Source organism: Paraburkholderia phymatum STM815 (genome assembly GCF_000020045.1).
In the GTDB taxonomy this organism is placed as follows: Bacteria; Pseudomonadota; Gammaproteobacteria; order Burkholderiales; family Burkholderiaceae; genus Paraburkholderia; species Paraburkholderia phymatum.
The window spans coordinates 1,905,403-1,927,229 of the sequence record NC_010623.1; the positions used below are offsets into that span (position 1 = coordinate 1,905,403).

Below are 21,827 nucleotides of genomic sequence, written 5' to 3' on the forward strand. Positions count from 1 at the left end.
ATATTGGAACGAAGGTAATGGAAAAGAATCTAGCGGGAGCTTGCTCGCTTTACGAGGAATTTTGTATTGTTGCCGAGAAGTTCCGTGAATCCGTTGCGCTGGTTTATGGTGACGAATCGCTGACGTATTTGCAACTTCGAGCGCGAGTAGATGTCACAGCCGACATTCTCCGTATGCACGGCATCGATCGCGGTCAGGCGTTTGCCCTTTACGGCAGAAATTGTCCGGAGTTTCTTTACTGCTATCTCGCAGCGGCGAAGATCGGTGCAGTATTTGTATCGATTAATGCCAATGTAACTGAATCGGAAGTAGGTTACATTCTCAAGCATAGCGACGCTCGATTAATGTTCCATGACGAGTTCGTGGCTGAGGTCGCCAATACATCAGCGCTTCAGCATCTATCTCGACCACTTGAAGAACTAAAGCGCAGCGTACCAGCGGAATCGAGATTTCTCTATGAACCTGTTGATCCCTCCGACGATCTGCTAATCGTCTATACGTCCGGTTCAACCGGTGCCCCAAAGGCAGTGGTCTTGACTCACGCTGCACAGATCGGCGCAGCCCGTTCGATAGCAGACTTTTGGTCACTGAACCCCGGAGATGCTACCGTCGTTGCGGCGCCCATGGGATTCTTGCTCGGCTTGTCCACGTCTGCACTCGTGCCCATGCTGTCCGGTGTGAAAGTTGTCCTGAACAAGCGATTCCATCCGGGAGAAGTCCTCGAGGCATTAGCCAAATACAACGCAACGCTTTTTCATGGCGTGCCAACAATGTATTCCATGATGCTCGACTATTCGGTGCAACAGAATCGAACATTCGATCTCTCATCGATGCGGGTAATGATCTGTTCAGGCGCGCCTATGCCGGATGAGATGGTGCAACAGTTTACGAATCGGTTTGGCAAAATGCCGCAGAACTATTTCGGCATGACGGAGTGTTATCCGCTGGTCGGTACATATGCCACCGATGAGGAATTTCCGCCAAAGGGCGCAGTTGGTCGGTTGGCGCCGGGTGCAAAAGTCAAGTTTCTTGACAACGAAGGAAGAGAGTGCTCACCCGGCATGGTTGGGGAAATGTATGCTCGCGCATCTTCAATGCTGAAGAGATATCACAAGGCCGCTGACCTCACAAAGGCCGCGCTGGTCGATGGCTGGTTCCGAACCGGGGACAACGGATATGTGTCCTTGGACGGCTTTATTTATATCACCGGTCGCCTGAAAGATCTCATCATTCGAGGAGGCGCCAACATCGCTCCGCTTGAAGTGGAGAACGCATTGTTGACGAATGCGAAGGTGCAAAGCGTAGCGGTCATCGGAGTGCCAGATCGTATATACGGCGAAGTGCCAGTGGCTTTTGTTGTGAAGCAGCGAGGAGCAGTCGTCAGTAGTGAAGAGCTGATTGAGTTTTCGAAAAAGCAACTCGCGGATTTCAAGGTGCCGACCATGATCTTATTCCGAGATGAACTTCCCCTGGGAAAGACCGGAAAAATTGATAAAAATCAGCTCAAGATCGATTGGCAGATGGAAATCAGTAGCTGTGAGGATCTTTCTTCAGTCGGACATGGGCAGCAGCCACGAGGCGCTTAAAGTACCCTTGCATGAGTCTTTGTGATCATTGAATGCTCAACGGGCATGGAGAATATGATGTCGTTGGATGTCACAGTAGATGATTCTGTTGCCTCGGTGGTGATCAATCGTCCCGAGAAACTTAACGCGCTTGACCTTGCGGCTTTCGGACAGATCGGGCGGTTGGTCGATGAATTCAACGAGAATGACGGGATACGGGCAGTAATATTCAGAGGTACTGGTACGAAAGCATTTTCCGCGGGTGCGGATATTTCGGAACTCAAAGATATCACGGTCGAACAGGCGTCCGAGCAGGCAAGATTTCGACAGGGTGTATTGCAGAAGCTTTCCGAGATGAGGCAACCAACCGTTGCTGTCATTAACGGCCTTGCCTTGGGTGGAGGCGTTGAACTTGCACTCGCATGCACCTTTCGGATTGCGACACCCGACGCAAGGATTGGCTTGCCAGAGGTGAAGCTCGGCCAGTTGCCTGGCGCGGGGGGTACCCAGAGACTTCCTCGTCTCATTGGAGAGGCACGTGCCTTGGACATGATGTTGACGGGGCGTCTGGTCAATGCCGAGGAAGCCCTCGGATTCGGTCTCGTTACCCGCATCATCCAGGACCCGTTGGTGGAGATCAATAGTTTTATTGCACAGTTTCTTGCGCATAGTCCGGTGGCGTTGCGCGCCATCAGAGATGCGGTTCGGTTTTCAGAGTTGCCGATTGTGGAAGGTCTTAAAGCAGAGGTGGAGCGGCTTGCGGAACTGAACAAGAGCTACGACGCTGCGGAAGGAAAGCGAGCTTTCCTCGAGAAGCGACCACCAGTGTTTCTCGGCAAGTGATCTCCGGCAGCTGCGAGGCTGTTCTAAACGAAAATCGTGAATCTGAAACTGTAGTCGGGAGATGTGCGTTGATGTACGACTCCTTTGCAGTGTTGTCGTGATTTGCGCGGGGCTTACGATCCCGGTTATCGCTCACAGGATTTCGAATGAACTCTTCTGAATATTCAAAGTATGATGCGTTGGGACTCGCCGCGTTGCTTCGATCGAAGGACGTATCGCCGAGGGAATTGATGGACTGCGCGATCGACATCGCGCGCGAGGTGAATCCTAAGATCAATGCACTCTGTTATGAGCGCTTCGAGAGCGCAAAGGCATACGCGGAAACCGCCGAGATCAAAGGAGTCTTTGGTGCCGTTCCGTTTTTGCTAAAGGATTCGGCTTTGGCTTCGAGAGAATTTCCGACCAGTATCGGGTCGAATCTCTTTCGCGATATACCGTTTAAATACGATTCCACGCTGGTGGAGCGTTTCAACGAAGCCGGGCTCATCTCTTTCGCTCGGACAACCGTCCCGGAGCTGTGCATGGCACCGACCACGGAGGCTGTTGCCAACGGTGGTCCAACCCGTAATCCTTGGGATCTCAGTCGTTCCGCCGGCGGGTCCAGTGGCGGCGCTGCCGCCGCGGTTGCCGCCGGGATTGTGCCGATTGCGCACGCAAGCGACGGTGGTGGGTCGATCCGGATTCCTGCGGCATGTTGCGGTGTTTTTGGACTCAAGCCATCTCGCGGCCGCGTCCCGATGGGACCATCGCGCGGTGAGGGTTGGGGCGGCCTCGCAGTCGACGGTGTTCTGTCGCGCAGCGTTCGCGATACGGCTGCGGCGCTGGACGCCATCGGCGGCGACGAAATTGGCGCGCCGTACGCTGCGCCATCGGCGCCCGCGTCGTTCACTGATCTACTCAACCGTCCCGTGAACAAGCCGCTGAGAATTGCCAAGTGGACGTCCGCATTCAACGGGGTGCCCATCGCGGATGAGTGCCTGGAAGCACTTGAGCATGCGGCCGTCCTGCTGCGCCGTGCCGGTCACGACGTTGTTGACTCATCGCTCCCTTCCCTCGATTACGACGGCCTGGTCAGGGCGCACATCAATGTGTTGGTCGCGAACGCATTTCTGTCTGTTGACGGAATGGTGAAGGGGCAATCAGAGGAAAAATGGCGGAGCCGGCTCGAGCCAGCAATCTTCGACGCCTACAAGCTCGGAAAAGATCTCTCGGCTGCCGAGTATGTTGCGGCGATCAACACCTTCCACAGCGTTGGGCGACGTGTTGCACGAAGCATGAAGGAGTTCGATCTCGCACTAACTCCAACGCTCACCCAACTGCCAGCGAGGTTGGGTCAGTTCACGATGGACTCGGATTTCAGGTCTTTTCGCGAAGACGTGTCCAAGTACACGACCTTCCTGACGATTTCGAACGCATCCGGCCAACCGGCAGCCAACGTTCCATGTTACTGGACCGCAGCGGGTCTTCCGGTTGGAGTTCAATTAATTGGGCATTTTGGACGCGAGGATCAGATTTTGATCGCGGCCGCGCAGATGGAAGAGTTGGGGCCGTGGTCGGGGCGCCGTCCTAACGTCTGACATTCGTCTTTCGCACGGTTCATATGTGAAACTGGCCGCCGTGTTGCCTCGGCGGCCTCGCTACATGTCGTCATGTATCGCATGCACCAGGTGCATGTTGCCGTGCAGCATCAAACGCTCTCTTCGCCAATTTGCCGCGACAGCCACTCCTTGGAAATGTCTACGGGAACCATTGAGGAGATTGGAACACGCCAGCGGGCACACGCCTGAGTGTCTAGACAACGACAACTTCAAAGCCCGCCTTTGGATCGTCGCACCGCGGACACTTCCACTCTTCCGGTAGCGCTTCCCATTCGGTTCCGGCCGGCACTCCAAGCGCCGGTTCACCTTCCAATTCGCTATATACGAATCCACACCCCCTGCAAATCCCGATCTTGAAACGGGGCACCGAGGAGGTGCTCGCCTGCATTGCGCATAACGAAACCGCATCCGCTGGATCATTCATCATTGTGCTCCGGGTTAACGCCTAGTTTTGAGATTGGTTGAATTAGGTTGCATGTGTCGCCTCCCTGAGGGCCGGCGTGCAATCTCGTTTCACGCGCCCAGTCTTCAATAGCAGAGTTATCATACTAGCTAGTCAAAAAAAAGTTCTTCGTAGTATTATGGGGAAACGACGGGGGAGTCGGGGTAAGGGAGCTTGCCCTCTATGCGTCAATGGCGCTGAGTAATACTTCTTGGAGGCGGATCGTGTGCTGGGCAAGCGTAACTGACACTGTTGCTAGGGCTTTCGACAGGTTGTGGATTGCCAAGGAGAAAGTATCGGTAGGTCCGACCAGCAGTCTCCTCGATGAGTTGTGTGCTCTATCGATGCTCGAGGGAAATGAACTTCCTCTGGTGGTAGTCCGCGGCTCCGCTGCGCACCTTACTGCTGTCGCCGCGCTGCAGAACGAGGAAACCCTTCTGGCACTAAAGGCGGCGAACCGGGCGTCGGAGTCGTGGGAGGGAGCCGCAAGGCTGGTCAGAGCTTCAATGTCTGCCGTAGATACGCTATATGCATCACCATGGCGGCGTCTAACGCGCGCGAGCACTGGCCCGGAGCAGACAGATGCCGTTCAACTTGCGTCAATCTCTCTGCAAAAAACCAGAATGCTCGTTGCAGTTGCCTTTGCGCAGCAACGGAGATTCGACGATGCAATAGCGATAGCGTCGAAGGTCGTGGAGCAATGGCGCAAGACTCCGTTGCGCGGCGCACCATCCTTGCTTTGCGTCGAACGTGCGCTGCAAAACTGGCTATCTCGTAAAGGTCAAAATTCTGACGCCTCCTATCTGGAGGGCCAGAGCGCTGCACTCTACGCAGTTCCGCAGCATGTGCTATCGAATCAGCCTATTGAACCCGGCCGAAACGACAATCGTCTCTTGCTCGCTTTCGCCGAAGCTGTATCGATTCTCCCGCGCGATCTGGAGCTGAGTCACACGGTCATCCGGCAGGTGAACTCAACTCAGCCCTTCACAGCGAGATGCGGCGCCGTTTCCAGTAATGCCGATCTTCTCGGGACGTATACGCCGGCACGGGGTCTGTTTGCCGGTCATCTCGCGTTACAAACGATTGGCAACTAGCCGCAAAGTTACGCCGAAATCGCGAACATTGAAAAAAAGTACTGACTAGGCGGTCAATTTTTTTTAGTGTAGAGTACATTGAAATGAGCCTTGCTGAGACGGTGAATCTTGCCCCGTCCTGGAAGCGAAACCTAGTACCTTGGAGGACTTATCCATGATTGACCTGAATGGCCGCGTCGCGGTAGTTACCGGTGGTGAAACTGGTATCGGACTTGCAATTTCGCGCACTCTTGCATTGGCGGGCGCGAAGACCGTCATTGGCGGCATACTGGACGACAAAGGGCAGGCAGCCGCCGAGCAGATCAAGAAGGACGGTGGCGATGTTGTTTTCATCAAGACTGACGTGAGTGCTGAGGAGCAGGTTGAGGCGCTGGTTCAGTCTGCAGTTGACCGCTTTGGGAAACTGGACATCATGGTCAACAACGCAGGTGTCTTTGATGGTTTTGCTGACTGTGTCGAGACATCGCCGGCGTTGTGGGACAGGGTTATTGACATCAATTTGCGAGGCGTTTTTCTCGGTACGCGTGCGGCACTCAAGCGTATGACTCCGCAGCGATATGGTCGGATTATCAATACCTCATCGGTGGGCGGGATGCGCGGGTCGGCTGACGGTTGTTCCTACACAGCTTCCAAGTTCGCGATCATCGGGCTCACGAAACAAGTGGCGTGTACACACAGCCAGTATGGAATCACCGTCAATGCGATCTGCCCGGGCGTTATCCAGACCGACCTTCGCCAAACCTCGGCAATCAACCTGGGGGACGTTGCGCCTGACATGAGTCGTGGAGTTGGTCACGATCCGGACGCATATAAGGCAGTGGTTCCCGCCAAGCGTCGTGGTACGACGCAGGAGATTGCAGATGTCACGGCATTCCTCGCTTCAGATGCCGCGAGCTATGTAACTGGTACCGCAATTCCGATCGACGGTGGATGGATGGCGTTTTGATCGACTCTCGCCAAAGGCCTGGCTGCCAATGAACGATGGGCTACTCAGGTACTGAAGGTGTTAGGTCGGCTAGAACTGCCTGAGGGAATCAAGGAACACAGGTCACAGGTGCCGCGGATGGCACTTGATCTGTGATTTTGGACAGAGCGAGTGAGTGTGGATTTCGCCCATGACAACTGTATGTTTGACTTTTGATTTCGACGCGGTGGCAATCTGGTTTAGCACCTTCAAGCAAACCACGCCAACGGCCCTGTCGCGAGGCGAATACGGGGTGCGCGCTGGCATTCCTCGTATTCTCGCGATGCTCAGCCGACAGGATGTCAGGGCAACGTTTTTTACGCCTGCTCATACTGCACGAAATTTCGGAGCAGCGGTAAAGGCGATTTCGGCCGCAGGTCACGAAGTTGCGGCGCACGGATTTGTTCATGAGACCCCAGTCGGGCTCCCGATTGAGGAGGAGCGCGATTTGTTGCATCGGAGTCTCGATGTACTCGAATCGGTCACCGGGAAGAGGCCGCGTGGGTATCGCTCGCCAGCGTGGGATCTGAGCGATAACACCATCAGCCTTCTCGAAGAGGCGGGCTTGCATTACGACAGCAGCATGATGGCCAACGATTTCCGCCCCTACTTTGCCCGGAAAGGCGATGTGATGACGGAAGACAGGCTGACGTTTGGCTCGGATAGTTCAATCGTGGAATTTCCGGTTGCGTGGGAACTAGACGACTATCCCTACTTCCATTGGTCGGCGCGACCTATTAATCCTGGTTTACGTTCGACGGAAGACGTCTTCTCCGTCTGGAAGGCAGAGTTCGACGCTGCTCACGCGGAAGATGGTGTGTTCACATTGACCTGTCACCCGGAGATTTCGGGCCGAGCTCCCCGCGTGGCGATGCTTGAGCGCCTGATCGAGCATATGAGAGCTCAACCTGGTGTCAGGTTCGCGACGATGGATGAAGCGGCAAGACAATTCAAATCCGCGCTCTGATTGCGACGGATGTTCATACAGAACCAATTAACTACGTAAGGAATATGCAAATGGCAACGGTAGAATCCGCAGTCGCAAACGGCCTCGGCCCGAATGCAAAGTTCTATGAGGAATTCGAGGTGGGTACGGAGTGGGTGACACCGCGCCGCACAATCACCGAAGCCGATATTGTGCTCTTCACGGCTGTTACCGGTGACCAGAATCCGGTTCACACCGATGAGGAGTTCGCGAAGAACAGCGTTTTCGGCGCACGTCTCTTGCACGGACCGGCAGTATTCGCGATCGCCACGGGTCTCGAATTTCGGCTTGGCATAAAGGAAGGCACGGCCATCGCTTTCCTCGGTATGACGTGGGACATGCGTGGGCCAGTGAAAGCTGGCGACACCCTTCATGTCCGTGAGCGCGTAACTTCAAAGCGCGAAACGAAGAAGCCCGATTCTGGCATTGTATTTTTCTATGTTGCGGTTGAAAACCAGCGCGGCGAGGTTGTGCAGGAAGGCGAGTGGAAGGTGATGATGAAGCGCAAGCCCGGCCTCTATTCCTGAAAAAGCATACGACCTTGCCTGGACAGGAGCAGCAAGATGTTGACAGCGGACATCGAAGCGCATGCGTTGCGCGACTCGGCACGTGTGGCGATTCGGAGCGGAACGGAAGTTCTGCAATATGGAGAACTGATACGAAAAGTTGACCGCTTTGTCGACAGTTTAAGAGGCGCGGGAGTTGATAGTCGCCACACCGTTGCATCGCTTTGTGACAATCGTATTGAAGTTCTCCTCCTTTACTACGCCATGGGCAAGATTGGGGGTACGTTTATCTCAATCAACCAAAGTCTAACGGCTCCCGAAGTTGCATACATCCTGGGGCATGCGGAGGTGTCGTTACTGCTGCATGATGAGAGGATGGAACTGGTTGCAAAGAAGGCAGCTGAAGATCAGGACACGGTCCAGGTAACAACATTCGAAGAGCTCATTGCGGCAGGGTCCACTTCGCAAGTGTCCACCATAGGTCAGATGGCGGACAACTTTATGGTGGCGTACACGTCCGGTTCTACTGGCCGGCCCAAAGCCGTGGCATTCGACCAAAGGTCCGAAGTCGCGGGGAATCGCTCCCTCATCGAAATGTGGGGAATGACGCCGTCCGATATAACATTGGTTGCATTGCCACTGGGCTTTATGTATGGGTTGTCGACTGCGGCGTCGATGACTCTGCAGGCCGGAGGCGAAGTTGTTCTGTTGAGACGCTTTCATCCGCGCGAGGTACTTGAGGCTTTGATCAGCCATAAAGCCACTGTCTTCCACGGCGTGCCAACGATGTTTGCAATGATGCTTGAGTACGCGGAGCAGAACAGTGTAGAAGTTGATCTGTCTTTCATGAGGTTGCTGGTTTCAGCAGGGGCGCCACTATCCCGTGAGCTTTGCGCCCGATTCGAGGCGAAATTCGGCAAGAGAATTGACGACTACTACGGCCTGACAGAGGTCCGTCCTGTTTTCGGGCGATACTGGAACGATTCTTCTCCAGTACCTGCAAGCGCCATCGGTAAGGCGGCGCCGGGCGTCATTGTAAGAATTGTTGATTCCAATGGTAACGACGTTGAGCAAGGCGAAACGGGTGAAATTCTCGTTCGCGCACCATCCACGACTCGTGGCTATTTCAAGAATCCGGAACTGACGGAGAGTGTTTTCACGGGAGATGGCCTCCTTAAGACGGGAGATCTGGGCTATCGAGACACCGACGGCTACTACCACCTTACAGGTCGTATTAAGGACATTATTATTCGTGGCGGAGCAAACATCGCTCCAGCGGAGGTTGAAGAGACAATCGAGAGCCACCCGGATGCGAAAGCTGTTGCCGTTATTGGCGTTCCGGACGAGAAATTTGGCCAGATCGTTGTCGCTTACGTCGTCCCACGTGAGTGCAACCACGCTTCTGAAGATGAAGTGAGGGAATTCTGCAAAGGTCGGCTGGCTGACTTTAAGGTCCCCGCCCAAATCATCTGGTCGGAAGAGTTGCCGTTAGGCATAACAGGCAAGGTGGACAAAAAGGCACTACTTGCGCGCTGGAGTGAATGCCACGTGTAACGACCGACTGGAAAGATCCAGACCGGAAACTCCTCTCTCTGCAATAAGCGATCAACTTGATGTGCCTTCCGAGCGGAGGCATCGTCAAGGGATCGTATTAGCGCGGATCCAATTCGAATATTTCGCGCGAATCGACATCACGGTTGATGTCGATTCGCCTACCGCCGCCAATGAAGTGGGTAGTACGCAGCGCGTACTCTTCTCTATTTAGTCGCTATCGAGTCAGGCCATGAAGACACACAAGATTGCAGTTATTGCTGGTGACGGAATCGGTAAGGAGGTAATGCCAGAGGGGCTGCGAGTTGTCAGTGCGGCGGCAAGCAAGTATGGAATCAATCTCGAGTTTCAGACATTCGAATGGGCGGATTGCGACTACTACGCCAAGCACGGTGAGATGATGCCGGCGGACTGGTTCGAGCAGTTGCAACAGTTCGAGGCCATTTATTTCGGTGCGGTTGGGATGCCGGATATTGTCCCTGACCACATTTCACTTTGGGGATCGCTGCTCAAGTTTCGACGCGAATTTGACCAATACGTGAATCTACGCCCGGTGCGATTGATGCCGGGCGTGCCGTGCCCGCTTGCAGGTAAATCGCCCAGCGACATTGACTTTTACGTTGTTCGGGAAAATACCGAGGGCGAATACTCGTCCGTCGGCGGTCGTCTGTTCGAAGGCACGGAGCGCGAGGTCGTGCTCCAGGAATCCGTGTTTAGCCGACACGGCGTTGACCGGATCTTGAGATACGCATTTGAACTCGCGAATAATCGACCGAAGAAGCATCTGACAGCAGCAACGAAGTCGAACGGTATTTCGATCTCCATGCCCTATTGGGACGAACGGGTCGCAAACATTGGAACCGAATATCCCGAAGTGAAATGGGACAAGTATCACATCGACATTCTTTGCGCTCGATTCGTACTTTCGCCTGAGCGTTTTGATGTCGTGGTTGCGTCCAACCTTTTCGGCGATATTCTTTCTGATCTTGGTCCAGCTTGTGCTGGGACGATTGGAATTGCCCCCTCGGCAAATCTCAACCCGGAGCGTAAGTTCCCGTCGCTCTTCGAACCGGTCCACGGGTCGGCACCTGATATCTACGGAAAGAATATTGCTAATCCGCTGGGTATGATTTGGTCCGGTGCAATGATGCTCGATTTTCTTGGCCAAGGAGACTCAAAATATCGTTCAGCTCATGATTCGATTGTGAAAGCGATCGAGGAATGTCTGACCGAGGGACCTCGCACACCCGATCTTGGGGGGAGTGCGAATACGACTGAAGTTGGGCAAGGGGTTTGCGAACGCCTTCGGTAATGAGACAGATCGAGTCAGTCGCGTGAATTGAGCCGCCAGCTTACCAGAGCCGGCGGCTTTCTCATTTGCAGAGAGATACTGTTCGCTTTGGCACGCTAGAGCTCGAATCCTACATCACTTAGAAGGGGCGCTCAGAGTGCGACATCGCGAGCCCGGTGGATTTAGTTGACCAATATTGCCGGATTAACTCATCAAAATCGATTGAGTAGAAAAAGGGGGCAAGCGTCGCCCCCTTGATCCATCCAGGTAGATGCTAGATGCCGCCCATACACATGTATTTGACTATGGTGTACTCATCCACACCGTAGTGGGAGCCTTCCCGTCCAACACCAGATTGTTTGATGCCACCGAATGGAGCGACTTCGTTCGAGATCAGGCCGGTGTTGATACCGACCATACCGTACTCGAGTGCTTCGGCAATACGCCAGACCCGGCCAATGTCCCGGCTATAGAAGTATGCGGCGAGGCCGAATTCAGTGTCATTGGCGAGCTCGATGACCTCGTCATCGGAAGAGAACCGAAAAAGAGGTGCCACAGGTCCGAAGGTTTCTTCACGTGCGACCAGCATGGACGGAGTAGCGTCGACGATGACTGTTGGCTCGAAAAAGCCGTGTCCCAGTGCATGACGTTTGCCCCCTGACAAGACACGCGCACCTTTTGAAAGCGCGTCCTGGATATGGTTTTCGATCTTCAGTACGGCAGCTTCGTTGATCAACGGACCTTGCGTCACCCCTTCGGTGGTACCCGGGCCAACTTTCAGGCGGCTAACCGCGTCGGACAGCTTTGTAGCGAATTCGTCGTATACCCGTTCATGGACATAGAAGCGGTTCGTGCATACGCAGGTCTGCCCGGTATTGCGATACTTGGATGCGATGGCCCCGTCGACTGCCGCGTCGACGTTTGCATCGTCGAATACGATGAAGGGAGCATTTCCACCCAACTCGAGCGACAGTTTCTTGATGGTTGGGGCGCATTGCGCCATTAGCGTGCTCCCAACGTCCGTCGAGCCTGTGAATGAGAGTTTGCGGACAATGGGATTACTTGTCATCTCTGCGCCAATGGCACGCGAACTACCGGTGATCACATTGAACACCCCCTTGGGTACGCCAGCGCGCTCGGCAATCACCGCAAGAGCAAGTGCCGAGAGCGGCGTCGCGTCGGCGGGGCGCACGACGATTGGGCATCCGGCTGCAAGTGCGGGCCCGACCTTGCGGGTGATCATGGCCGCGGGGAAGTTCCAGGGAGTGATGGCAGCACACACGCCGACGGGCTCTTTGGTCACGACAATACGACGATCGTTGGCCACAGTCGGGATCACGTCGCCATAAATGCGTTTTGCTTCCTCGCCAAACCACTCGATGAACGAAGCAGCATATTGAATCTCGCCTTTCGCTTCGGCGAGCGGCTTCCCCTGCTCGGTGGTAAGAATGAGTGCAAGATCGTCAGCATTTTCGAGCATGAGATCGTACCATTTGCGAAGAATCGCCGCACGCTGTTTGCCAGTCATTGCGCGCCACGCAGGCCACGCTCGATTTGCTGCGTCAATAGCACGACGAGTTTCTGCTTCGGCCATCCGGGGGACGCTTGCGATGACTTCACCAGTCGCAGGATTCGTGACGTCGAGACGCTGCTCATTATCAGCATCCTGCCACTCGCCGGCAATGTAGCATTTAGTTTGCAGAAGCGTCGGATCTTTGAGATTAAGCAAGACCACTGAAAGTTCTCCTAGGTCGGGTAATCGTTCATGTTTGCCGCGCCAATTTTGGCCTGAAAAGATCGCGGCGATACGAGGACATACAGCCCGAAAAACAGGGCTGTATGTAGTGGCGCATGGGTTCGGGCGCCTTTAGTCTGAGATTAGTTTCAGGCTGGTACAGCGGCGGTTTCCTTCAACACGTCCTGAAGGATCGAAAGAGCTTCGTCAAACACATTCTCTTCAACTGTCAGCGGGAACAGGAAGCGGATGACATTTGCGTACGTGCCACAAACAAGGAGTAGCAGGCCTCGCTCGAGCGCTTTTGCCTGTACCTGTTTCGTGAACGTCGGATCTGGCTCGTGCTCGGAACCGGGTTTGCAGAATTCGACGGCGACCATTGCACCCGGCCCTCGGATATCCGCGATCTGAGGCACGATTTCCCGAAGGTTCTTCAGGTTTGCCTTGATTCGGTCGCCGAGTTGTGTTGCACGGTCGCAGAGTGCCTCTTCATCAATGATGTCGAGGACGGCATGTGCCGCCGCGATTGCGAGAGGGTTACCAGCATAGGTGCCGCCAAGCCCGCCCGGCGCTGCAGCATCCATCAACTCGGCTCGACCCACGACACCCGACAGAGGCATGCCGCCCGCAAGGCTCTTTGCCATCGTCATCAGATCTGGCACGACGTCGTAGTGTTGCATCGCGAAGAGTTTGCCTGTCCGTGCAAAGCCCGTCTGTACCTCATCAGCTATCAGCAAAATGCCGTGCTCATCGCAAAGTTTGCGCAGAGCTCGCACGAATTCGGCCGGAGCTGGGTGGAAGCCACCTTCCCCTTGCACCGGCTCGAAGATGATTGCCGCAACACGCTTTGGTTCAATGTCTGCCTTGAACAGATGTTCGATAGCCTTCAGCGAGTCCGTCGTAGTCACCCCATGTAGCGGATTTGGGAAGGGGGCGTGGAAGACTTCGGCCGGGAAGGGACCAAAATTCAACTTGTAAGGCGCGACTTTCCCCGTGAGCGCCATCCCCATCATCGTGCGACCGTGGAACCCGCCCGTAAATGCGATCACGCCGGATCGACCAGTTGCCGCGCGTGCGATCTTGATTGCATTCTCAACGGCTTCAGCCCCGGTCGTGAAGAAAGCTGTTTTCTTGGGATAGTTACCCGGTGCACGCTCGTTGATCTTCTCGGCGAGCGTTACGTAGGAAGCGTACGGGACGATCTGATAGGCGGTGTGCGTGAAAAAGTCGAGTTGTTCGCGAATCGCTGCCACAATCTTTGGGTGACGATGCCCAGTGTTGCACACCGCGATTCCCGCTGCGAAGTCGATGAAGCGGCGACCTTCAACGTCCCAAAGCTCCGCGTTCTCGGCGCGTGCAGCGTAGAACTCACACATGACTCCCACACCGCGCGGTGTAGCGGCGTTCTTGCGATCGAGCAGATCAGCATTGGTATCACTCATCTTCTACTCCTTAAAATTGATTCAGGTGTACTGTTGATAATTTTGTAACTACCATTATTCGTGGAGGTAAGTTGCAAGTGAACAACTATAGTCAGAGACGGCTCTTTTCATTAGAGCCACTTTTAGAAAAAGGAAGGAGCCATGGATGAGTTCAAGCGTGCTATCTGACTGGCTGGCACAACGACTTGATCGAAGTAGCTCGCAGCCACTCTATCGGCAACTTCAGAGGCTTTTGCAAAGCGCAATATTGCTAAAGGAGCTCCCCGCAGGAGCGCGCGTGCCATCTTCGAGGCTGCTGGCCGAGGAACTTGGGTTGGCGCGTAACACGGTCATACAGGTCTATGAGCAGTTGGCGATAGAAGGGTATGTCACGTCTACGACAGGACGAGGCACCTTCGTCGCCAATTCAACCCCGGAGGAATTCACTGAGACGATAAGAGTTCCCCGCGAGAAGGATGAGCTATTTGCTGAACTACGTGGCGAGGAAGAAAAGCTGTCGTCGAACTCAGGACAGCTCGCCCTGTCGCGCCGAGGCGCTCGGCTTGTTTCGGAGGCGGGAGTGTCCAAGCGCCAGCTGGGTGCGTTCATGCCAGGCGTGCCCGATGTGACTCACTTTCCAGCGCGTGTCTGGACACGCCTGCATAACAAATACTGGCGTCGCTTGCGACCGGACCTGCTAACGTACGCGCCGGGCGGTGGTCTTGCGCAACTGCGTCACGCGCTTGCTGACTATTTGCGTACTTCTCGCTCGGTGCGCTGTAGTCCAGAACAGATCATTATTACAACTGGCATTCACCAATCTGTAGATTTGGCTGTGCGCCTGCTTTCTGATCCTGGAGACGTGATCTGGACGGAAGACCCGTGTTACTGGGGCCTTCGCAGTGTTCTGCAGGTGTCGGGGCTGGAGCCGCGCCCGATTGCAGTCGACGAAGAGGGGATCAGCCCATCGTTGATGGATCTCGCACATCCGCCGAAGCTGATACTCGTGACGCCCTCGCATCAATATCCGCTTGGCATGGTAATGAGTCTCAGTAGGAGACGAATGCTGCTCGAATACGCACGGAAAAACCAGTGCTGGATCATCGAGGATGATTACGACAGCGAGTTCCGCTACACAGGGAAGCCTCTGGCGTCGCTTCAAGGACTCGATGGCGCCGGCAGGGTGATCTACGTTGGGAGTTTTGGCAAGACGTTGTTTCCGGGGCTCAGAGTCGGCTACCTCGTGGTCCCTGAAGAACTGGCGGAGAGCTTTGCGACAGCGAGCGCCGAGTTGTATCGGGAAGGCCAGCTCCTGCAGCAGGCAGTACTCGCTGAGTTCATAACGGAAGGACACTTCACGTCTCACATTCGGAAGATGCGAGCCATGTATCGGCAACGCCGAGAAATCCTTCTCGACGCTGCAGCCTGCCGATATGGCGACACTATCCAGGCAGTTGGAAGCGATGCCGGCCTGCATCTGGTACTGCAGCTTCCGCATGGTTCAGATGACCGGCGAACAGTAGCGGCGGCGCTTGAGCGCAACATCGTTGTACGAGCGTTATCCGGATACTATTCGGACCCTTCGAGAGGACCCGGCGGCCTGCTGCTGGGTTACGCATGTGTTCCTGACGAAGAAATCCCAGTGGCATTCAACACGCTCGCTGACGCGATTGACGAAACGACAGTGCGCGTGAACGATCGTCAGGATGTTCCGCGCATCAAGGCCTATGTCGCATGACACTACGGAGTGTCGGAAAGGGGCGAGTAAATACCAAACTCCGCTCGGATACATGTGAGGGCCTCGTTAAGAGCCGCCAAACGGCAAGCGATCAAGCCAATTGTAAGTTCACCATCCCTCCCTGCGTTGAAAAAAATGTCACTTGCGGACACCGAACACGTGACGTAGGGAAAACACCAAAGGCGCCGTGTCCGGCTTTCCTATTGGGTTTGAAGGATGACGTCGAAGCCGACGCACGAAAACGCTTGTCTCTAAATATTCGCTGTCGTAGAGTTTCCTCGCATCACAAATACTCATTGGTATTGTAATTTGACCGTCTGGACAGGTATGCGTGACGGGTTAGGCAAATGAAAGAACGGCGCTCACATATGCACTGTGCAGGCTTGGCTTTCGTCGAGCATTGGCTGAGGATGCCGTATCGATTGGCAATAGCAACAGAATGGAGTAAGCATGGAAACACTGACCAATAACGCTGATGGGTCGGCTGGTAGCCCAGAAATTCGACGGGCCTCGGAAGCGAGCCGTCCCGCAACCCTGTCGGGGCATCTGGGAACATTCGACATTGTTTTTACTGTACTTGCCTACAACGCTCCGTTGACGGTGGTCACTGGATTTATCGGGCTGCTTATGTCATTGGGAAATGGCCTGGGCGCACCAGTAACCTTTCTCTGTGCGGGCAGTCTGATGTTACTGTTCGCTGTTGGCTTTACTACCATGTCGAAGCATGTGCCAAACGCTGGCGCTTTCTATGCGTACATTACTGCTGGTCTTGGAAGGCCGCTAGGCTTTGGCAGTGCTCTGATGGCCATGCTTGCGTACGGCTTCATGATGATTGGGATGTACCTGTATGCGGGCGTCGTCTATTCGTCTCTGATCAAGCATCTTTTTAACAGCACTCCGCTTATCTGGTGGGGCTATTCGCTGATCCTGCTGGCAGTAGTCGCAGTTTTCGGTTATCTGAGAATTACCTTCTCTGCGAAAGTTCTGACGCTCGCGCTTGTTTGCGAAGTGGTTCTGGTATTCGTATGGGAAATCGCGGTTGCTGCAGCAAAAGGGCCCGTGGGATTGAACCCAGTCTGGTTGACGCCGGGGGCGGCGATGTCCGGGTCAGTTGGTCTGGGACTGCTCTTTGGGGTCACGAGCTTTGCTGGTTTCGAGGCAACTGCGGTCTTCCGTGAGGAGGCGCGTCAGCCTGATGTGACGATCCCGCGCGCGACATACGCGGCAGTCATTCTCCTGGCATTACTCTTCGCTTCTGCGTCGTTCTTCCTCATCTGCGGATATGGTCCCAAGGATGCCATGACCAGGGCAACGGCCGACGCTTCGACCATTGCGCTAGACTCCATTGGACTCTACCTCGGGCACGCAGGCATGGAGACGGTGAATGTATTGCTGTGTTCTAGTGTCTTTGCCTGTCTTCTGGCGCTGCACAACATCCTCTCGCGCTACATTTACTGCCTCGGCATCGACGGGACGCTGCCACGTTCATGGGCAGCTGTGCATAAGCGGCACGGATCGCCTCACAAGGCATCGGTCATGGTGAGCGTGGTCATGCTGGCGATCGTTATTGCAGTAATCCGGAGCGGCGTCGAACCGTATGCGGGATATGGTGTTGTGACCGGCGTGGGAGGCTACGCACTGCTTCTCCTTCTCGTCATGACGTCGCTTTCTGTGATGGTGTTCTTCATGCGCAAGTCAACGAATGCTAGCGTGTGGAAGACTAGGGTCGCTCCGTTCGTGAGCTTTGTGCTGCTTTCTGTCATCGGATGGTTGGCGACCGTCAACATGGAGATTCTGACCGGCAACGTAAAGGTCGCCACGGATTTGCTGGTCTTTATTTTCGGCACGTTGATCGCAGGTTGCTTTTATGCCGCACGTTTGAAGAAGACCAAACCAGATGTGTATGCGGCCATCGGACGTCAAAAAATCTGACTTTGAAGGTACGGACTCGGTTACGCATCCCGCGTAACCGAGTCCCGGAACCAGGTCACTGTTCCCTCCGTTCCTCGTGTCACATCGCAAGTTTCTCTCCATCTCCCGCCGTGATCGATGCACCCTCGTATGTTGTGCGCCGCGGTTTTAATCGCCGTGGCGCATGACACATCAGGTAGAGATTCCCCAAAAAACTGTCCGCAACCGCTCGTCGAACTATGCGTTCAATGCACGCGCGGCGCGCGAATAAGTTGCGCCAGAAAGGCATTCTCTGCGCTGACTAGTGCGTATTCCACGCCAAACCGAACGCTGATTCCACAGCAAACCGAGCACGGATTCCACAGCAAAGCGAGCGCCGATTCCACGGCAAACCGAGCATGGATTCCACGACTGCCCGAGCGCGTATTCCACGCGTAACCGAGCAGTAAGGTGGAGGGGCGGCGACGCGGATAACCATGGCACGCTCGACGATTTTGTCGGGCGGCCGAATGTCGAATAAAAGGTTATCCATGCGTCAAATCAGGGAAGTGCTGCGCCTGCGCTTCGTGTGTGAGCGCAGCCAGCGCGAGATCGCAACGACGATTGGCGCTTCGAGCGCGACGGTCTGGGACTACCTGGACCGTGCCCGGCGTGCGCAACTGGACTTCGGGAAGGCCATGTCGATGGACGACGCGGCGCTCGAGGCGCTGCTGTTTCCGCCGCCACCGTCGTTGAGTCGGACACGCCCGCTACCCAACTGGCCGCTGGTGCATCGCGAGCTTGGCAGGCGAGGCGTAACGCTGGACCTGCTCTGGAACGAGTACAAGGCCCAGGAGCCCGAAGGTTACGGCTACAGCTGGTTCTGCAAGCACTACGAGCGCTGGGCGGCGGCCCTACCGGTCACGCTGCGCCAGACACACACTCCGGGCGAGAAGCTGTTCATCGACTACTCGGGTAACAGGCTCGGTATCGTTGATCCGCACACCGGCGAGATCCGCGAGGCGGAGTTGTTCGTCGCGACGCTCGGCGCATCGAACTACACATATGCCGAAGTCACCTGGACGCAGCAGCTTGAGGACTGGATCGGCTCGCATGTGCGCGCGTTGAACTACATCGGCGGTTGTGTCGAGATCCTGGTGCCCGACAACCTGAAGTCCGGCGTACACAAGGCCGACTTCTACGATCCGGTTCTGAACCGGACCTACGGCGAGATGGCTGCCCATTACTCGATGGCGATCATCCCGGCACGCAAACGTCGGCCCCGCGACAAGGCATACGCTTCATACTGCACCTTGTGCGGTTGGTGGAACAGCGATAAACGTCGGTTGAGTCGAACTGTAGCGACCCCCTTGGCCTTTGACCAGGACGACGTCGCCGACGGGCTCATAGAGACAGCGATGCAGATTTCCGTAGCGATGCTGACGCAACAGCCCGCGCCGGGCCCATAGGTGGATGCTAGTCGGACAGACCCCGAGTTGTGCGGCGAGTTCGTTGGCTGTCACCATGCCGCGTTCGCGCAGGCGCTCAAACCGGCTCTTGAGCCGGTAGGCGGTGCGTACGAGGTAGACCTTCTTGTGCGTGAACGTTTCGCCTTTCCAGTTTGTATAGCCGAGCGCATTAAGCTGTTCTGCGACTTGTCGGTCCGAGCCGGTTTCGAGAAGTTCGTCGATCTTCGCAACGACTTCCGGTAGCGTCTTTCGAATCAGTGCGATAGGCTTGGGCTTATCGATCTCCAATGAGGTAGTTCGGCCGCCGCGAAAACGTACATGGATTGCGACGCGTTCGGATTTGACCAGGGTGACGTCTTCGATGAGCAAAGCGACCATGCGCTTGCGCTCGAGCGGCACGACTCGCTGATCATTCCAAACACGAGGGAAGTCCTCGGCGAGCGACTGAATCTTGGTTCGCGCATCGCTGCTTAACAGCTTATGATCGGCCTTCTGGAGTCGTTCGTTCTCCTGTTGCAAGCCGTCCAGCACACGTAGACGTTCGTTCCAGTCCGCTTCGAGCGTGTCAGCGACAAGCCGGTTGGTCGGATCGACACTCATATATCGACGACGCGCGAGCTCGGCATCGTAGCGAGCTCGGGCCAGTTGGTTCTGACGTTGATCGGCGGCCTGTTTGACGCGCCCGGATATCTCGTCTTCTACAGCTAGCGCGACCTCGAGAGCAGCCGGTGCGACACTCTCTAATAGAAGCGAGCCTATCGTGTCATCGATGGCACTTCCACGAACCGATTGGCAGGGTTTGCTGGCACGGCGCACTGGGTTCTCCGTGCACATATAGTAGGGTTCGAGTTTATTACCGACGACCTGATACCGTACACGCATGCGTGCGCCACACAATCCGCACACGACGCGCCCCTGCAGGAGCCCAACGCCCTCACGTGGCATGCTGCCTCGTCGATCGCGCCCGAATCCCGTTAAATTCTGCTTAAGCGTCGCCTGGTTGCGTTCGAACTCGTCCCAATCAATAAAGCCGGGATGCGCATTCTGGATTAACACCTGCCAGTTCTCGCGGTCAACCTTAAGTCCGAAGGATTTGCGTCCCTGACGATATGCTCCGCGTGTGCGACCGTATACGAAGGCACCGGCATAACGGGGGTTGTGCAATATCTGAATAACGCGACAGTGCTCCAATGGCCCCCAAATCAGATCTCCCTTGCCAATCCCCCGGCGGATGCGACGCGGAAACAGCCAGCCTTCCTGGCGAAATCGCTTGACCGTGGCTGTAGCTGACGCAGCCTGTCGAAACGTATCGAATAGCAACTGCAGCGCGCCCCTGACCTGTTGATCAGGATCGAGAACCACTGAGCCGTTCGGGTGATAAACAAGCCCTATGGGTAACGGCACTTCCAGTTCGCCCCGGCGTGCCTTGTTCTTGATGCCACCTTGTAGCCGGCCTTTGAGAACATGAAGCTCGGCCTCGCTCATGGCGCCCTTTAAGCCCAGTAAAAGGCGGTCGTTAAATTGACCAGGATCGTAAATTCCATCTTCGTCGCAAATCAAAGTTTGCGTGAGCGATGCGAGTTCGATCAGGCGATGCCAGTCTGCGTTATTGCGCGCAAGACGCGATACTTCCAATCCCAGCACGATGCCGGCGTGACCATTGGCGACCTCGGCGACAAGGTGCTGAAAGCCATCTCGCCCCTGGGTGCTGGAACCGGACATACCGAGATCGTTATCGACGACGTGAATACGTTCGATCGGCCATCCGAGCGAAACGGCACGATCGCGCAGCGCATATTGCCGTTTCGTACTCTCGGTATTCTCGAATACCTGGCGAAGTGACGACTGTCGAACGTAGAGGAACGCATCACGCCGCAGATGTTCAGCGGTGACCTTCAGAGCGGAGTTAGTAGACATGGGCAAGCTCCTCGTGGGTGCGCAGTACGAGGTTGGCGAGCACGCGAACAAGCGCGCCGTTATCCCGCACTGAGTTGGAAGCAGGCACGGTTGGAGTGGGAGCCTCGATGCGCGAAGCGTCCGGGCGTTGGATCGCCAGCCCGTGCAACAGGCCATGAAAGCGTATGGCCGCGTGGCCTTCTGAGTTAGGACCTGTGTCGAGCAGGTCGGCCCGTAGCGCTTCGTAACGAGCAAGCGCTGACGATGGCAGACGGAATTGCGGCGAATCGTCTACGGTTTTTTTTTGCGTGCTAACGCACGTTCGATACTGCGTGGGTGGATCGAAAGCTCCAGCCAGGTTTCGATCTCCTGCGCAAGCGCGCGAGCGCGAAGGCTGCCGTCTTGCTGTAGACGCTCCTCGATGAACGCCATGACCACCGAGTTGAGTTTGTGCGCGCCTTTGGGCCCACGCTGTTTCGGAAGCAACCCTGGCAGCCCCTCGCTCGCGAAGGCGCTCTCCGCTTGATAGAAGGTCGGCCTGGACATTCCGAACAGGGCGGCCGCCTCGGCCTTGGAAGCGCCATCGACCCGAACATGACGCAACATCTCGTACTTGACCTGAACAAGGTCGTCGGGGTCGAAGAAATCGCCCGATCGAAACCATGGCGCCCGTATTCGGTCGGGATGAGGATTGAGAGCACCAAGTTCGCGTAGTCGATCGCGCTTTGACGGTGGCTTGGTCATTACATGATCTCTCGTTGACGAAACGAAAACTAAAATACGCCGCTTTGTTCGAATTGTCAAAAATCTCAGTGATCTGGTGTACGCTATACGATGCG

Annotated in this window: 16 protein-coding genes and 1 pseudogene; 12 read left to right on the forward strand and 5 right to left on the reverse strand. The window is 55.6% G+C overall.

All coding sequences use genetic code 11. The features are described 5' to 3' along the window. The first annotated feature begins 17 nt into the window (after window positions 1-17). From BPHY_RS24285 to BPHY_RS24295, 3 genes are all read left to right on the forward strand, one after another. Complete coding sequence (locus BPHY_RS24285; RefSeq protein WP_012404115.1) at window positions 18-1,586, forward strand: class I adenylate-forming enzyme family protein; 1,569 nt, start codon at window positions 18-20, stop codon at window positions 1,584-1,586. A gap of 54 nt (window positions 1,587-1,640) precedes the next feature. Continuing rightward, entirely contained in the window at window positions 1,641-2,408 is a 768-nt protein-coding gene (locus BPHY_RS24290) for an enoyl-CoA hydratase/isomerase family protein (RefSeq protein ID WP_157686695.1), read from the forward strand. A gap of 146 nt (window positions 2,409-2,554) precedes the next feature. Then, complete coding sequence (locus BPHY_RS24295; protein ID WP_012404117.1) at window positions 2,555-3,985, forward strand: amidase; 1,431 nt, start codon at window positions 2,555-2,557, stop codon at window positions 3,983-3,985. Window positions 3,986-4,199: 214 nt separating this feature from the next. On the opposite strand, the gene BPHY_RS39770 is transcribed toward BPHY_RS24295, so the two are convergent. Continuing rightward, window positions 4,200-4,433: a rubredoxin gene (locus tag BPHY_RS39770; RefSeq protein WP_322789032.1), complete on the reverse strand. Its 234-nt coding sequence runs from the start codon at window positions 4,431-4,433 to the stop codon at window positions 4,200-4,202. A gap of 638 nt (window positions 4,434-5,071) precedes the next feature. Here BPHY_RS39770 and BPHY_RS41895 point away from each other — a divergent pair. The 6 genes from BPHY_RS41895 to BPHY_RS24325 all read left to right on the forward strand — a co-directional run bounded on the left by BPHY_RS41895 (window position 5,072) and on the right by BPHY_RS24325 (window position 10,860). Next, window positions 5,072-5,542, forward strand: a complete 471-nt coding sequence (locus tag BPHY_RS41895) for a hypothetical protein (RefSeq protein ID WP_157686697.1) — start codon at window positions 5,072-5,074, stop codon at window positions 5,540-5,542. Between the two features lie 154 nt (window positions 5,543-5,696). Further along, window positions 5,697-6,488, forward strand: a complete 792-nt coding sequence (locus BPHY_RS24305; protein WP_012404120.1) for an SDR family NAD(P)-dependent oxidoreductase — start codon at window positions 5,697-5,699, stop codon at window positions 6,486-6,488. 169 nt (window positions 6,489-6,657) lie between these two features. Further along, on the forward strand, window positions 6,658-7,473 hold the full coding sequence (locus tag BPHY_RS24310) for a polysaccharide deacetylase family protein (RefSeq protein WP_012404121.1): 816 nt from the start codon (window positions 6,658-6,660) through the stop codon (window positions 7,471-7,473). A 50-nt stretch (window positions 7,474-7,523) separates the two neighbouring features. Then, window positions 7,524-8,018: a MaoC/PaaZ C-terminal domain-containing protein gene (locus tag BPHY_RS24315; RefSeq protein ID WP_012404122.1), complete on the forward strand. Its 495-nt coding sequence runs from the start codon at window positions 7,524-7,526 to the stop codon at window positions 8,016-8,018. 36 nt (window positions 8,019-8,054) lie between these two features. Beyond that, the gene (locus BPHY_RS24320) at window positions 8,055-9,551 is read left to right on the forward strand and encodes a class I adenylate-forming enzyme family protein (protein ID WP_012404123.1); all 1,497 of its coding nucleotides are present in this window, start codon (window positions 8,055-8,057) and stop codon (window positions 9,549-9,551) included. A gap of 229 nt (window positions 9,552-9,780) precedes the next feature. Beyond that, on the forward strand, window positions 9,781-10,860 hold the full coding sequence (locus BPHY_RS24325) for a tartrate dehydrogenase (RefSeq protein WP_012404124.1): 1,080 nt from the start codon (window positions 9,781-9,783) through the stop codon (window positions 10,858-10,860). A gap of 253 nt (window positions 10,861-11,113) precedes the next feature. Here the strand turns inward: BPHY_RS24325 and BPHY_RS24330 are convergent, their stop codons facing one another. Both BPHY_RS24330 and gabT read right to left on the reverse strand, forming a co-directional pair. Continuing rightward, window positions 11,114-12,574 carry an NAD-dependent succinate-semialdehyde dehydrogenase gene (locus BPHY_RS24330; RefSeq protein ID WP_012404125.1) on the reverse strand — a complete coding sequence of 487 codons (1,461 nt, stop codon included), beginning with the start codon at window positions 12,572-12,574 and terminating at the stop codon, window positions 11,114-11,116. 149 nt (window positions 12,575-12,723) lie between these two features. Then, the gene (gabT, locus tag BPHY_RS24335) at window positions 12,724-14,016 is read right to left on the reverse strand and encodes a 4-aminobutyrate--2-oxoglutarate transaminase (RefSeq protein WP_012404126.1); all 1,293 of its coding nucleotides are present in this window, start codon (window positions 14,014-14,016) and stop codon (window positions 12,724-12,726) included. Between the two features lie 145 nt (window positions 14,017-14,161). On the opposite strand from gabT, the gene pdxR reads away from it, so the two are divergent. The 3 genes and pseudogenes from pdxR to istA form a co-directional block, all read left to right on the forward strand. Next, window positions 14,162-15,733, forward strand: a complete 1,572-nt coding sequence (gene pdxR, locus BPHY_RS24340) for a MocR-like pyridoxine biosynthesis transcription factor PdxR (protein WP_012404127.1) — start codon at window positions 14,162-14,164, stop codon at window positions 15,731-15,733. Window positions 15,734-16,183: 450 nt separating this feature from the next. Further along, complete coding sequence (locus BPHY_RS24345; protein WP_012404128.1) at window positions 16,184-17,665, forward strand: APC family permease; 1,482 nt, start codon at window positions 16,184-16,186, stop codon at window positions 17,663-17,665. Between the two features lie 488 nt (window positions 17,666-18,153). Continuing rightward, window positions 18,154-18,918 (forward strand): annotated as a pseudogene (gene istA, locus BPHY_RS24350) (IS21 family transposase); the annotation flags it as partial. A gap of 6 nt (window positions 18,919-18,924) precedes the next feature. On the opposite strand, the gene BPHY_RS39775 reads toward istA, so the two are convergent. Together BPHY_RS39775 and BPHY_RS24365 are read right to left on the reverse strand one after the other, a co-directional pair. Further along, the gene (locus BPHY_RS39775) at window positions 18,925-21,009 is read right to left on the reverse strand and encodes a recombinase family protein (protein ID WP_012404129.1); all 2,085 of its coding nucleotides are present in this window, start codon (window positions 21,007-21,009) and stop codon (window positions 18,925-18,927) included. A 270-nt stretch (window positions 21,010-21,279) separates the two neighbouring features. Next, entirely contained in the window at window positions 21,280-21,732 is a 453-nt protein-coding gene (locus BPHY_RS24365) for a helix-turn-helix domain-containing protein (RefSeq protein WP_012404130.1), read from the reverse strand. Window positions 21,733-21,827 lie beyond the last annotated feature (95 nt).

Bases quoted from the DNA above. Each gene is read 5' to 3' on its own strand.
- BPHY_RS24290 (WP_157686695.1), top strand. From the start codon at position 1,641: ATGATGTCGTTGGATGTCACAGTAGATGATTCTGTTGCCTCGGTGGTG.
- BPHY_RS24305 (WP_012404120.1), top strand. From the start codon at position 5,697: ATGATTGACCTGAATGGCCGCGTCGCGGTAGTTACCGGTGGTGAAACT.
- BPHY_RS24365 (WP_012404130.1), bottom strand. From the start codon at position 21,732: ATGACCAAGCCACCGTCAAAGCGCGATCGACTACGCGAACTTGGTGCT.
- BPHY_RS41895 (WP_157686697.1), top strand. From the start codon at position 5,072: ATGCTCGTTGCAGTTGCCTTTGCGCAGCAACGGAGATTCGACGATGCA.
- BPHY_RS39775 (WP_012404129.1), bottom strand. From the start codon at position 21,009: ATGTCTACTAACTCCGCTCTGAAGGTCACCGCTGAACATCTGCGGCGT.
- BPHY_RS24295 (WP_012404117.1), top strand. From the start codon at position 2,555: ATGAACTCTTCTGAATATTCAAAGTATGATGCGTTGGGACTCGCCGCG.
- BPHY_RS24325 (WP_012404124.1), top strand. From the start codon at position 9,781: ATGAAGACACACAAGATTGCAGTTATTGCTGGTGACGGAATCGGTAAG.
- BPHY_RS39770 (WP_322789032.1), bottom strand. From the start codon at position 4,433: ATGATGAATGATCCAGCGGATGCGGTTTCGTTATGCGCAATGCAGGCG.
- BPHY_RS24320 (WP_012404123.1), top strand. From the start codon at position 8,055: ATGTTGACAGCGGACATCGAAGCGCATGCGTTGCGCGACTCGGCACGT.
- BPHY_RS24345 (WP_012404128.1), top strand. From the start codon at position 16,184: ATGGAAACACTGACCAATAACGCTGATGGGTCGGCTGGTAGCCCAGAA.
- pdxR (WP_012404127.1), top strand. From the start codon at position 14,162: ATGAGTTCAAGCGTGCTATCTGACTGGCTGGCACAACGACTTGATCGA.
- gabT (WP_012404126.1), bottom strand. From the start codon at position 14,016: ATGAGTGATACCAATGCTGATCTGCTCGATCGCAAGAACGCCGCTACA.
- BPHY_RS24285 (WP_012404115.1), top strand. From the start codon at position 18: ATGGAAAAGAATCTAGCGGGAGCTTGCTCGCTTTACGAGGAATTTTGT.
- BPHY_RS24310 (WP_012404121.1), top strand. From the start codon at position 6,658: ATGACAACTGTATGTTTGACTTTTGATTTCGACGCGGTGGCAATCTGG.
- BPHY_RS24315 (WP_012404122.1), top strand. From the start codon at position 7,524: ATGGCAACGGTAGAATCCGCAGTCGCAAACGGCCTCGGCCCGAATGCA.